Source organism: Anaerococcus porci (assembly GCF_009696575.1).
Classification (GTDB): domain Bacteria; phylum Bacillota; class Clostridia; order Tissierellales; family Peptoniphilaceae; genus Anaerococcus; species Anaerococcus porci.
Genome location: NZ_VULQ01000010.1, coordinates 33,854 through 47,505 on the forward strand (window position 1 = coordinate 33,854; position 13,652 = coordinate 47,505).

The following is a 13,652-nucleotide window of genomic DNA, read 5'->3' on the forward strand; positions in this document are numbered from 1 at the left end:
ATGTATTTATGGGGAGGTCACTTAGGAGGATTATCTGAATTTACACATGAGTTTAATAAGTCAATAGACTTTGATAAGGTTCTTTTTCAAGAAGATATAAGAGGTTCTATAGCACATGTTAATATGTTGGCCAAGGTCAATATCTTAAGTGAAGAGGAAGGAAAGATTATAAGAGAGAACCTTAGACAAATACTTTTAGATATAAAGGATAAAAAATTAGATATAGATTTAAATGAAGAAGACATCCATTCTTTTATAGAAAATGAACTTACAAAAAGGATAGGAAAACTTGGAAAAAAACTTCATACAGCAAGGTCAAGAAATGACCAGTGTGCTCTAGATTTAAGGCTTTATTCTAAAAAATCCTTAAATCAAATAAAAGATAAATTATTAGATTTAATTAAAGCTATAATAGAAATTTCTGAAGATAATCTAGATGTATTAATGCCTGGCTTTACCCATATGCAACATGCCCAAGTTACTACTTTTTCTCACTATATAATGGCATATGGTCAAATGTTTTATAGGGACTTATTAAGATTGGAATCTACTTTTGAAAGACTTAATGAAAATCCATTAGGTTCTTGTGCACTTGCTACAACAAGTTTTAATATTGATAGATTCATGACAAGTCAAGAATTAGGATTTTCAAAGCCTACAGAAAATTCTATGGATTCAGTATCAGATAGAGATTATGTATTAGAAATATTATTTAATAATTCTTTAATTATGATGCATTTGTCAAGACTTTGTGAGGAGCTTATTTATTATTCGAGTAGTGAATACTCTTATGTGAAGTTTTCTGACAAATTCTCAACTGGTTCAAGTATAATGCCACAAAAGAAAAATCCGGATATGGCAGAGCTAATAAGAGGAAAAACTGGTAGGGTTTATGGAGATTTAAACACCTTACTCGTAATTATGAAAGCATCACCACTTTCATATAATAAGGACTTTCAAGAAGACAAAGAGCCATTATTTGATTCTATTAATACGGTATATAATTGTTTGAAGATTATGAAACCAATGTTATTAAGTTTAAAAATCAATAAAAAAAATATGTTGAAATCTGCCCATAAGGGATATTTGAACGCAACAGATCTTGCAGATTACCTTGTCAATAAAAATATTCCTTTTAGGGAAGCTTATAAGATAGTAGGAGATGTTGTAAATTACGCAATAAAAGTGGACAAAGCTTTAGATGAGCTAGACTTAGAAATCTATAAGAAGTTTTCTGATATTTTTGATGATAGCTTATATGACTTTATAGACCTCGAAAATTCTCTTAATAAGAGAGATGTATATGGAGGACCAGCTAAAAAGGCTGTAAAAGTTCAAATAAAAAATTTAAAGGATAAAATAAAAAATTTATAAATTATTATATAATATTGATTGTAGATAAAGTTTATATTCAATAGTCAGAAGCTTTGTTATAAAAATCATGATTAAAATAAAAATGTTAACTAAATATAGTATGGTGTTTTAAAGTGGCAAAAATATTTATTAATATATATTTACATACTAGAATTCATACACTTAATTAACGATTAAGTTTTATTGTATATAATCTTTATGATATAATTTTAATGTATAGCTAAACATTATTATGGTTTAGTATTAAAGTGATGAATTAGAAGGAGTAAATATGTTTGAAAAATTAACAGAATTTTTAGAGTCTATTAATACTGTATTATATTATCCCTTGCTAATAATTTTATTATTATGTATAGGCTTATATTTTACATTTAAGACTAAATTTATACAAATAAGATTTCTTAAAGAATCTATATCAGTAGTTTTAGAAAAACCTCAAGAAGAAGGTGCAGTTTCATCATTTGAAGCATTAATGGTTTCAACTGCTTCAAGAGTAGGCTCTGGTAATATAGTTGGTATTTCTACGGCTATATGTCTTGGAGGTTATGGTGCAGTTTTTTGGATGTGGATTGTAGCTATTATAGGCGGAGCATCTGCATTTATTGAGTCAACTTTAGCTCAAATATATAAGAAAAAAGATAAAGATGGAACTTCCTATGGTGGTCCCGCTTACTACATTGAAGAAGGTTTAAAGTCTAGAAAGCTTGGTGTAATCTTTGCTGTTAGCTTAATTTTAACTTATGCTATAGGTTTTAATATGCTTGCATCTTTCAACCTCCAAACAAGCTTTATGACTTATGATTTCTATAACCCTAAAAAAACACCATTTATTATTGGATTAACTTTAGCTTTAGTTACTTCTATTTGTATATTTGGTGGTGGTAAAAGAATAATAAAGTTTACATCAACTCTTGTGCCTTTTATGGGGGTAATTTATATAATAGTAGCCTTAATAATGATAGTTGTAAATATTTCTTATATACCAACTGTATTTAAAAACATTTTTGAAGATGCATTTAATTTTAGAGCAATATTTGGAGCTTTAGCATCATCATCAATGATGTATGGAATAAAAAGGGGACTTTATTCAAATGAAGCAGGTATCGGATCTGCACCAAATGCTGCAGCAAGTGCTAATATTTCTCATCCTGTTAAACAAGGTTTAGTTCAAATGCTTTCAGTATTTATTGATACTCTCATCATTTGTACTGCAACTGCCTTTATGTGTCTTTCATCAGGAATAGAACCTACAGAAGCTTTAAGTGGTGCACCTTATGTCCAAGAATCTTTATCTACATTTTTTGGTTCTTTTGGAAATTATTTTATTTCACTTTCCTTGGTTTTATTTACTTTTACTACACTTATAGGTAACTTATTTTATGTAGATAGTAATCTTTTCTATATAAATAATAAAAAGAAACCATCAGATAAATTTATGTTAATTTTTAGGATTTTTGCAGTTTTTGTAATATTACTTGGAGCTATGAGTGAGGTAAAACTTGCATGGGATATATCAGATTTACTTATGGGAATAATGGCTCTTATAAACTTGCCTTCTATATTATTTTTATCAAAGAAAGCCATAGCTTGCTTAAAAGACTATGAAAAACAAAAAACGGAAGGAAAAGATCCTAAGTTTAAATCTAAAAATATAGGGATGACAGAAAATTTAGACTATTGGAATTAGAATATATATAGTGCTTTTTAGCGTCGACTAATCACCAATTATTGGTATTATCGATGCTTTTTTATTAGGAAGCTATATTTCTTATTGTAAATATAAATTCTATAAAAATCTAAAATAAAGTAAATGATATTTCTCATATCTATAATTTTTATCTAGTAAGTTTTTGTTCTATAACTGATATTTTAAAAGAAATATTAAAGTAAAATTAGATTACAATACAAAGAAATATAATTAGAGAAGAACAGCAAGTTCTTTTTATGAAAAAGTAAAAATTAATGTAAGAAGAGATAGATGGAAGTATTTAAATTACAAGAAATATAGTGATATATTACAAGGATTTACATATAAATAAACAATAATTTCAATAATAAAAATATCAGCTCAACCTAATTCAGTAGAGCTGATATACAAAATATTTAGCTTTAAAATAATGATATTAACTAAAATCATTTTTATAAATCAAGTTTTATATCATATTTTGTTTCTCTTTTAAATAGATATTCACCATTTCTAATTGAAGCAATTACATTTACTCTTTTTCTTATTGCATCAAAAACATTATTCTCATCTAATACTATAAAGTTTGCAGGGTTACCAATCTTAAATCCATATTGGTCTAGCATCATGCATTTTGCTCCATTATAAGTTATTAAATCAAAGTCATTTTCAATTTCATTAGGACTCATTATTTGTGCAAGGTGTATTCCATTATCCAAAATATTCATCATATTCCCATTACCTAAAGGATACCATGGATCATTTATTGAGTCTTGAGCAAAGGCAATATTTATGCCTTCTTCTAAAAATTCTTTAACCCTAGTAAGTCCACGTCTTTTAGGATATGAATCTTGTCTTCCTTGAAGATATATATTTTCAGTAGGGCATGATATAAAATTCATTTTAGATCTTTTAAATAAATCGAACATCCTATAAGCATAAGAATTATCAGCTGAACCAAAAGAGCAGGTGTGAGAAGCAGTAGTCATCTCTCCTATACCTTCCATAAGAACAAGAGCATTTAGAAGTTCTAAAAATCTTGAATTGGGATCATCTGTCTCGTCACAGTGTACATCAATGAGCTTATTATATTTAATGGAAAGATTTACTATATCGTGTATAGATTTTTCTCCAAATTCTCTTGCTAGTTCAAAATGAGGAATACCTCCAACTACATCAGCACCCATTTTTAATGCTTCTTCTACTAAATCGCGTCCACCCTTATATGTATACATTCCTTCTTGAGGAAAGGCTATTATTTGAATATCAAGTTTATCCTTTAACTCTTCTTTTAAGTCGAGCATAACCTTAAGAGCAGTAAAGTTTGGGTCTGTCACATCAATGTGAGTTCTAATATATTGAACACCTTGACTTACTTCATCATAAATACCTTTTATAGCTCTTTCTCTTACTTCGCTAGCTTTTAGATTCTTCTTAAACTTTGGCCAAAGAGCTATGGCTTCAAACAATGTTCCAGTTTTTGCTCCCAATCCTTCTGATAGGGAATAGACATAGTCAAGATGAAGATGAGGATCTACATATGGTGGAAGTACTAATTTGTTTTTCAAGTCTATAGTATTATCACAAACTCTTAGATTGTTTCCTATTTCTAGAAATTTTCCATCAGCAACAATTATTTCTTTTGCATTACTTTTATAGATGTTTGCATTAATAAATTTTTTCATTTATCCTCCTTGTAATTATAATATATTAAAAATATCATTTAGTTTATTAACTTCAAAAGTGAAAAATTTTTTGTTTGTCTTTAGATTGTTTTTGTTAAAGTAAATTGAATCAATTCCAAAATTAAAAGCACCTTTTATGTCAGATTGTAGGCTGTCTCCTAGCATAATTATATCTTGTTTATTAAGATTTAAATCATTTAAGATGTAGGTAAAAAATCTCTGATTAGGCTTTTCATAACCTATTTTATCTGATATGTAGAAACGAAAAAAAAATTCATCTAGTTTTGCAATTTTAAGTCTATTTTTTGTATAGAAAAGATTCCATTACTTGTAGCACAAAGTAAATATTTTTGACTTAAATATTTTATAAGATTTCTAGCTCCATTAATTTCTATAGCAGTTTTTCCAAAATTATTCGAGAAATAATTCATAAAAATTTCTGGAGATTGATTTAAATTTAAGTGTTTTGTAATAAGTTCAGATCTTTTATATAAAACACTTTCTACATCTAAAAGCCCTTCTTTTTGAAGTTTCCGCAATTTATTATCTATACATAAAATACTCATAAAGAGATTTTTCAAACTTTACATTTAAGTCAATTAAAGAATTAGAAAATGCTTCAAATGAGCATCTTGAAAAATCAAAAATAGTATCATCTATATCAATTAGTATTACCATTTTCATATATTACCTTTCTATTTAATATAAATTATAAGAACTTTAACAAATACTGTCAAATAGTATGTATTTCTTTAGAAATTTAAGATTATACAAGAAGTAAGTTTAGTATAAGAAAAACAAAACTTTATTATAAATATAAAAATAAAACTTTTAAATTATTAATTAATCATTTTGTAGTTACTTTTCAAAAAGAATAATATATAGATAAATTGAGTGTAAAAATTAGAAACAATAGATTTTATTACATATGAAACTTATTATAGTATTGAGAAATTAAGAAAAAAGTATTATATATGTGTTTTAGCATTGTATCATTTCAAATTATTTTTAAATAACTTGAAATGATACAATGCCTAATTAATTCTAAACAACTACTTTATATATAATCTTTTGGATTTTCATGTTTCATATACATACATCTTATAGCATTTAATATCGCTATAATTGTAACACCTACATCAGCAAATATTGCGGCCCACATTGATGCAAAACCAAAAACACCAAGAATTAAGACTAGAACTTTAACACCAATCGAGAAATATATATTTTCTTTTACTATTCTTAAACATTTTTTTGATAAGCTAATAGCAGTTGATATCTTGAATGGATCGTCATCCATTAATATTACATCTGCTGCTTCTATGGCTGCATCTGATCCCATAGCACCCATAGCTATTCCAATATCAGAACGAGTAAGAACTGGTGCATCATTTATGCCATCTCCTACAAAAGCAATTTTTTTATTTTCATTTTTATTATTATTTAAAATCTCTTCAAGTTTACTTACCTTATCTTGTGGTAAAAGTTCTGCGTAATATTCATCTAAGTTAAGTTTTCTAGCTACATCTTGAGCAACTTCTTTGCTATCACCTGTAAGCATTATTGTCTTACTTATCTTATTTTTTTTAAGTGATTTTATGCTCGCTTTAGAATTTTCCTTTAAACTATCGCTTATTACAATATGTCCCTCATAAACTCCGTTAATAGCTATGTGAACAGTTGTCCCCACTTTTTCACATTCCTTCCATTTTATATTGAACTTATCCATCATTTTGGTATTTCCAACATATACTAAGTTACCATTAACTAAGGCCTTTATTCCACAGCCTGGAATTTCTGTAATATCTTTCACTTCACAGCCATCATTTTCATCAGGATAAGCCTTTCTCAATGAATCTGCTATAGGGTGATTTGAATATCTTTCAACATGACTTGCTATATGAAGAAGTTCTGTTTCACTTTTATATTCAGGATGGACACAACTTACATCAAAAGATCCTTGTGTTAGGGTTCCAGTTTTATCAAATACTACTTGGTCTGTTTTAGATAAAACTTCCATAAAGTTTGAACCTTTGATAAGTATACCCTCTTTACTAGCACCACCAATTCCTGCAAAAAAAGATAGAGGAATTGAAATAACTAAAGCGCAAGGGCAGGATATTATAAGAAAAGTTAGTGATCTATATATCCACTGTGACCATAAGGGATTATTACCTATTATAATTGAAAAAATAGGTGGTATGATTGCTAAGGCTAGAGCAAGATAAACTACTATAGGTGTATAAACCCTTGCAAATTTTGAAATAAAGTTTTCTGACTTAGACTTTCTACTTGAAGCTTCCTCAATAAGTTCTAAGACCTTAGTTGCAGTAGATTCTCCAAACTCCTTTTTAGTTTTTACTTTTATAAGACCTTGAAGATTAATAGAACCTGAAAATACCTTACTATTTACACCTATATCTATTGGCAGAGATTCCCCTGTTAAAGCCTTAGTATCTAATGATGAGTTTCCTTCAATAACCACTCCATCTATAGGGATTTTCTCTCCTGCTTTTACTATAATAGTTTTACCTATTTCAACATCATCCGGATCAACTTTTATAAGATTTCCATTTTCATCTTCAATATTTGCATATTCTGGTGCTATATCCATTAACTCAGCAATTGATTTTCTACTTTTATCAACTGCATATGATTGGAAAAATTCACCTATCTGATAAAATAGCATAACAGCAATGGCTTCAATATAATCGTAAGAGCCGCTATATATGGCAAGAATTATTGCTCCTATTGTAGCTATTGTCATGAGTAATGATTCGTCAAAGGCTTGTTTATTTTTAATTCCATTAAAGGCTTTGATTAATATGTCATATCCGACTATAAGATAAATTATCATATAGAGAGTAAACTTCAAAATTCCTTCCACAGGTATAAAATGAAGAATAATAAGAAGTAGGGCAGATATTATTATTCTTGTCAAAATTTTTCTTTGTTTACTATTCATAATTGCCTCTTATTATATGTATATCTCACAATCATTTTCTACCTTTTTGCAATTTTTAAGGACTTCTTTCATGACTTCATCCTTATCAACTCCATCTTCAAATTCAATTTTCATTTTAAGCATCATAAAGTTAATATTGCAGTCTTTTACACCTTCTGTTTTTTTACAAGCTTCTTCCATTTTATTTGCACATGCAGCACAGTCTACTTTAATTTTATATGTTTTTTTCATAATTTTCTCCTTTAAACTTGTTAAATAATATTTATTTTGTCTTTATAGGTTTATAGTACACTATTTATTTTACTTTGTCAACAATTAAACATATATTTAATTGTTTTTTTAAAAATTAAGGTAAAATTAATAAAAAAGGAGATATTAAATGAAATTACCACATGAACATGGATCATATAAAAATAAAGTTGACTTATTGGATGAAAATCAAGCAGAAAAAATATCCAAAGCTATGAAGCAGTTAGGAGATCCCAAAAGACTTCAAATATTTTGGTTTTTATGTCATAGAGAGGAATGTGTATTAAATATTGCAGCTATTATGGATATGTCATCTCCTGCTGTAAGTCATCATTTAAGAATTTTAAAACTTGCAAATCTTATTGAGTCTAAAAGAATGGGTAAGGAGATGTTTTATAAGGCTAAGGATAATAAATTAAGTAAATTTCTGCTAGAAACAACTAAGAATGCTATAAATTTATAAAACTGAATAAGTGAGAACCTTATTTTTAACTAAGGTTTAATATCTATATTTAAAATTATCAAAGATATTGAGAAATGTTTTATACTTAATATTTAGTCCAATCAAATAGGATATTTTTCCTTAATTAACAACAAGAAATTATTTTTAGAATTAGGTATGGGTTTAAACAAAATAATCATAATACAGCTTTACCTAGATATGATTGTAATTAAAATAATATTTTAAAAATTCTTGTTCTGGACTCTAGCTTTGTGATAAAATAACAAAATTTTATTATAAAAAATATTTTTATTGAACTATTATAAGTTGATTTTGTTTTTCGAAAAATATTGAAGAATAATCAAATTTTGCTTAATTAAAATTTTTATTCTTCATATCCTATTATAGGTATTATTTTTATGTCTAATATCATCTTGTCTTTAATTTGTTTTTATACCATAAATTAGCAAAGAGTCTTAAAAAGAGAGTAATATAATTATTAAAATTAAGATAAATAATCATCATAAAAAAGATTTAGATTATTTCATATAAGATTTTAGAAAAATTTTCCTAAATTTATATATTTTTACTTAAAGAATATTAAAAGTGGAATTTATTCCTAATATTTGATAAAATCTAAGTAAAATAAGATTAAAAAGGAGATTTAATGAAATTTATTTCGTGGAATATAGATTCACTTAATGCAGCCTTAATAAGTGATTCAAATAGGGCTATCTTGAGTAGGGATGTTTTAAAAAAAATTGCAAATGAAGAAGCAGATATAATTGCTATTCAAGAAACTAAGTTACCCAGAATAGGTCCAAGTAAAAAACATAAAGAATTATTAGAAAAATATTTTCCGGATTATAAATATGCATATATTACAAGCCAAGAACCAGCAAGAAAATCATATGCTGGCGTCTTAACTTTTTATAAAAATAATTATGAACCTATAGTTTCATATCCTAAACTGGAAGCACCAGATACTATGGATTTTGAAGCTAGAATTATTACATTAGAATTTGAAGACTTTTATATAACACAAGTTTATACTCCAAATGCTGGAAATAACCTAAATAGACTTGATCTAAGAGAAGTTTGGGATATAAAATATGCAAATTATTTAGAGCGTTTAGATAAAGAAAAACCTGTCATAGCTTGTGGAGATTTTAATGTAGCTCATAAAGAAATAGACCTAAAACATCCTGAAAATAATCATAAGTCTGCAGGTTTTACAGATGAAGAAAGAAATGGTTTTACAAATATATTAAATAAAGGGTTTGTAGATACATTTAGGTATATACATGGAGATGTAGAGGGGAAATATACATGGTGGGCTCAAAGAGTTAAGACAAGTAAAATAAATAATTCAGGTTGGAGAATAGATTATTTCTTAGTTTCAGAAAGGATAAAAGATTTGGTAGTAGAGTCGGATATGATAGATTCTGGAGATAGGCAAGATCATACACCTATATACCTTATTTTAGACACAAAAAATGGAAAAGTTTGAATTAAAAAATTTATGCGATAAGATTATAGAGAACATTGATTTTATGCTTAAAGAATATAAATCTTCTAAAAACTGGGGTATTTTTGATATGATCGGAGGAGGACTTATTGCATCTTTAGTTAAGCACAATAAAATTAATAAGGCTAATAGTATGTTTTCTAAACTAAATGAAGATTTGAAGCTCTTAAAAAGTGAAATAAAATATCTAGAGGATTTTAAGTTAGATGAAATTTCAAACTTGGATAAATTTTTGGATATAGGTTTTGATAATATTTTCTCTGATATATATATCCAGAACAAGATTAAATCTTCTATAGATAAATTAGAAGAGTTAAGGTGTACAATAGAGGAATTAAAAAATAATATTTAGGATAAACTGTTAAAGGAAATATTTTCTTTAACAGTTTTTTTATTTAAAAATCTATATTTGGGTATATTTAATTACAAAGAAGGAGGATTATATGAGCCAACCAAAACTAATAACAAAAGTCAAAAATATTATCAAAGAAGAAGGTCTAGAGTTTAAGGACCTAAATGACAATGGTAGACTTGATCCCTATGAAGATTGGAGACTAAGTCCAGAAGAAAGAGCAAAAGATTTAGTTAAGAGAATGACACTTGAAGAGAAGTGTGGAAATATGATGATTAAATCTCAAAAAATGGGCCTAAGTCAAGAAGATAAATCAAAAACAAGTCATGATGGTATCTTAGATGAAGAGGTTTTTTATGACCAAACTATATTTATAGGTCAAAAAAACTATGGTACAACAGGACACATTAAAGACCTTCATCTAAGACATTTTATACTTAGAGATAATTTCAATGAAGTTGAAATAGCTAAATGGGTCAATACAATTAATGAAGTATGTGAATCAACAAGATTAGGTATTCCTGCAATAATAGCATCAAACTCAAGAAATGAAAATGCTGAGAGAACATTTGGTATGAATGATGCAGTAGGTGTATTTACGACATATCCTTCAACTCTGGGTCTTGCTGCTATTGCTTTAGGAGATAAGGCAAACGGAGGAGATTATTCTATATTTTCTGAATTTGGAGAAATTGCTAGGGATGAATGGAGATACTCTGGTCTTAGAAAAGGTTATATGTATATGATTGATACTGCAACTGATCCAAGATGGCAAAGATTTTATGGTACATTTGGAGAAGATACAGACCTTATATCAAATGCTTGCAAGAGACTTTTAAATTCATTCCAAGGTGAAGATTTAGGAAAAGATAGCGTAGCTTTAACCATGAAACATTTCCCAGGAGGTGGGGCAAGAGAAAACGGTTTTGATCCTCACTATGAAGAGGGTAAATTCAATGTTTATAAAACAAAGGGTTCTTTAGAAAAATATCATCTTCCACCATTTAAGGTTGCATGTGAAGAAAAAGCATCATCAATAATGCCTTATTATTCTATACCTAGTCACGAAAAAAGTGCAGTTCAATATTTTGAAGGAAAAAGAATACCTTTTGAACCTGTCGGATTTGCTTTTAACGAATATTTTATTCAAAATATCTTAAGAGATAAGTTAGGATTCAAGGGATATATAAATTCTGATTCTGGTATTTTAGACAATATGGCTTGGGGAGTTCTTCATCTTCCAAAAGAAGAAAGAGCGGCCTTTGCCATAAATAACGGAGTAGATTTAATCTCTGATACTAACGAAGTTAAATGGATAATAAAAGCTTGTGAAGAAGGATTAATAAAAGAAGAAAGAATCAACGAGGCTAATGAAAGACTACTTACAGAAATGTTTAAACTGGGCTTATTTGATGATAAAACATATGTAGATGAAAATAAGGCAAAAGAAATTGTAGAAAACGAAGAAAACAAGAAAAAGGCCTATAGAGCTCATCAAAAATCTTTGGTATTACTTAAGAATTCTGAAAAAACACTTCCTATTAAGAGTGGTTCAAAAGTTTATATAGAATACCTACACAAGGAGCTTGATAAGGCAGAGGAATACAAAAAAGAGGCTATAGAAGATGCAAAAGGATTTGAAGAAATTAGCATAGTAGATAATCCTAATGAAGCAGATTATGCAATTTGTTTTATAACTCCTAAATCAGGTAATTATTTTTCTGCAACTCCAGGGCTTCTAGAACTTTCTTTATGTGAAGACAAAATAAATAAGTCTATGGATAATACTGAATATAAGGAAACTACAGTAGCAAACATCAAGAGAGTAAAAGAGCTTAGAGATATAATGAATAAGAATAATAAGAAATTGATAGTTAGTGTTAATTCAACTATGCCATGGTTGCTTGATTCTGTAGAGCCTTTATCTGATGCATTATTATCACATTTTGAAACTTTTATAAAAGCACAATTAGATGTTTTAGTAGGAAGGGTAGAACCTTGTGGAAAACTTCCATTTACATTTCCTAAGTCAGAAGATGTTATAGCTGTTGATGAAAATGGAAGATGCATATCACCAAATGATGTACCAGGTTATGACAAGGACAAGTATATGCCTGATGGGCTAACTTATGCTTATGAAGATAGTGATGGAAATATATATAAACTAGGACATGGTTTAAGATATTAATTATAAAAGGGCGCTGTTGCAAAATTATGAATTTCCAAAGTTCAATCATTACAATTTACTCATAGACAATTTGAAAACAGCCTGCTGGCTTATGAAGGATAAATTGTCTTGAGGAGCTTGTAATGATTTTTGAACGATTAATTCATTCTGCAACAGCTCCTTTTTTAAATTCAAGGAGAAGAATATGAAAAAATGCTTATTAATTGAAAATCCTAATTCTGGTAAGCAAAATAATAATCAATATATTGATAGGATAATAGAAAAATTAGAAGAAGGATTTGATGAAGTTATCCATAAAAGGACAGAAAAAGAAGATGATGCTAAAAAATTTGTCATTAATGCATGTGAAAATAAATATGATTCTATATTTGTTGTTGGTGGTGATGGTACATTTAATGAGGCCGTTAATGGTATATCTATGATGGAATACAGACCAAAATTAGGACTTCTTCCAGGAGGAACTAACAATACCTATATGCAATTAATTGGAGGTTCGAATGAGCTAGATAAAGCAATTGAACAAGTTTCTTTCGAAAAAACTAAAAAAGTTGATATTGGAAAGTGTAATGATAAGTATTTTTCATATTATGTTTGCTTTGGAAAACTTATAGATGCCACTACCTCAACAAGTTCTGAAGAGAAAGAAAAATTAGGAAGTTTTGCTTACGTTAAAAATGTATTAAAAACCATACCAAATGATGAAAGTGTAAATATTGAAATAAAATCAGATTTTAAAACTTTTAAAACAAAGGCATCTTTACTTTATGTTATGACAATTAATAAAATTGGAAACTTAGAATTTTCTAAAGAAAACAGTGACATAAACGATGGACTTCTTATAGTTTTTATAATGACTGAAGAAGGATTATTATCAAAAATTGATGCTGCAAAGGATATGTTATTTGGAAAGTTAGATGAAAATGATAATATAGAATCTTTTACTTGTAAAAAATTATCAATTAAAGAACTTGACGGCAAAGAAGTTGAACTTGATATGGATGGAGATATAAATGGTAAACTTCCATGTGATATTGAAATTTTAGAAAAACATATAGAAATATATCTGCCAAATACAAGTATTCAATAATATTAATATAAGATATATATCTTGAAATATTTAATTATATCAAGTATAACAAATTTTGTACTTTAAATTTGAGCAAATTAAAAATGTTAGGAGGTAAT

The 13,652-nt window shown here is 27.7% G+C and carries 13 protein-coding genes; 7 read left to right on the top strand and 6 right to left on the bottom strand.

The genetic code is table 11. From position 1 onward, the window contains the following. Positions 1 to 1,374 carry an argininosuccinate lyase gene (gene argH, locus FYJ26_RS08135; protein WP_154541380.1) on the top strand — a complete coding sequence of 458 codons (1,374 nt, stop codon included), beginning with the start codon at positions 1 to 3 and terminating at the stop codon, positions 1,372 to 1,374. Between the two features lie 271 nt (positions 1,375 to 1,645). Next, a complete protein-coding gene (locus FYJ26_RS08140; protein WP_154541382.1) occupies positions 1,646 to 3,061 on the top strand; it encodes an alanine/glycine:cation symporter family protein in 1,416 nt (471 codons plus the stop codon). A gap of 452 nt (positions 3,062 to 3,513) precedes the next feature. Here the strand turns inward: FYJ26_RS08140 and FYJ26_RS08145 are convergent, their stop codons facing one another. The 6 genes from FYJ26_RS08145 to FYJ26_RS08170 all read right to left on the bottom strand — a co-directional run bounded on the left by FYJ26_RS08145 (position 3,514) and on the right by FYJ26_RS08170 (position 7,939). Continuing rightward, entirely contained in the window at positions 3,514 to 4,743 is a 1,230-nt protein-coding gene (locus FYJ26_RS08145; RefSeq protein ID WP_154541384.1) for an amidohydrolase family protein, read from the bottom strand. A 15-nt stretch (positions 4,744 to 4,758) separates the two neighbouring features. Further along, entirely contained in the window at positions 4,759 to 5,034 is a 276-nt protein-coding gene (locus FYJ26_RS11455; RefSeq protein ID WP_412030669.1) for an HAD-IA family hydrolase, read from the bottom strand. After that, entirely contained in the window at positions 5,022 to 5,309 is a 288-nt protein-coding gene (locus FYJ26_RS08155) for a hypothetical protein (RefSeq protein ID WP_195837854.1), read from the bottom strand. Before FYJ26_RS08155 ends, FYJ26_RS11455 begins: the two co-directional genes overlap by 13 nt. Next, entirely contained in the window at positions 5,287 to 5,427 is a 141-nt protein-coding gene (locus FYJ26_RS08160) for a hypothetical protein (RefSeq protein WP_154541388.1), read from the bottom strand. Before FYJ26_RS08160 ends, FYJ26_RS08155 begins: the two co-directional genes overlap by 23 nt. 373 nt (positions 5,428 to 5,800) lie before the next feature. Further along, positions 5,801 to 7,708: a heavy metal translocating P-type ATPase gene (locus FYJ26_RS08165; protein ID WP_154541390.1), complete on the bottom strand. Its 1,908-nt coding sequence runs from the start codon at positions 7,706 to 7,708 to the stop codon at positions 5,801 to 5,803. Between the two features lie 12 nt (positions 7,709 to 7,720). Further along, positions 7,721 to 7,939, bottom strand: coding sequence for a cation transporter (locus FYJ26_RS08170; protein WP_154541392.1), 219 nt, complete (start codon positions 7,937 to 7,939; stop codon positions 7,721 to 7,723). Positions 7,940 to 8,087: 148 nt separating this feature from the next. Between FYJ26_RS08170 and FYJ26_RS08175 the strand changes: the two genes are divergently transcribed. From FYJ26_RS08175 to FYJ26_RS08195, 5 genes are all read left to right on the top strand, one after another. Further along, positions 8,088 to 8,420: an ArsR/SmtB family transcription factor gene (locus FYJ26_RS08175; RefSeq protein WP_154541394.1), complete on the top strand. Its 333-nt coding sequence runs from the start codon at positions 8,088 to 8,090 to the stop codon at positions 8,418 to 8,420. Positions 8,421 to 9,066: 646 nt separating this feature from the next. Beyond that, a complete protein-coding gene (locus tag FYJ26_RS08180) occupies positions 9,067 to 9,909 on the top strand; it encodes an exodeoxyribonuclease III (RefSeq protein WP_154541396.1) in 843 nt (280 codons plus the stop codon). Next, on the top strand, positions 9,896 to 10,279 hold the full coding sequence (locus FYJ26_RS08185; RefSeq protein ID WP_154541398.1) for a hypothetical protein: 384 nt from the start codon (positions 9,896 to 9,898) through the stop codon (positions 10,277 to 10,279). Before FYJ26_RS08180 ends, FYJ26_RS08185 begins: the two co-directional genes overlap by 14 nt. 91 nt (positions 10,280 to 10,370) lie before the next feature. Continuing rightward, the gene (locus tag FYJ26_RS08190; protein ID WP_154541400.1) at positions 10,371 to 12,467 is read left to right on the top strand and encodes a glycoside hydrolase family 3 protein; all 2,097 of its coding nucleotides are present in this window, start codon (positions 10,371 to 10,373) and stop codon (positions 12,465 to 12,467) included. A 184-nt stretch (positions 12,468 to 12,651) separates the two neighbouring features. Beyond that, the gene (locus FYJ26_RS08195; RefSeq protein WP_154541402.1) at positions 12,652 to 13,554 is read left to right on the top strand and encodes a diacylglycerol/lipid kinase family protein; all 903 of its coding nucleotides are present in this window, start codon (positions 12,652 to 12,654) and stop codon (positions 13,552 to 13,554) included. Positions 13,555 to 13,652: the final 98 nt, after the last annotated feature.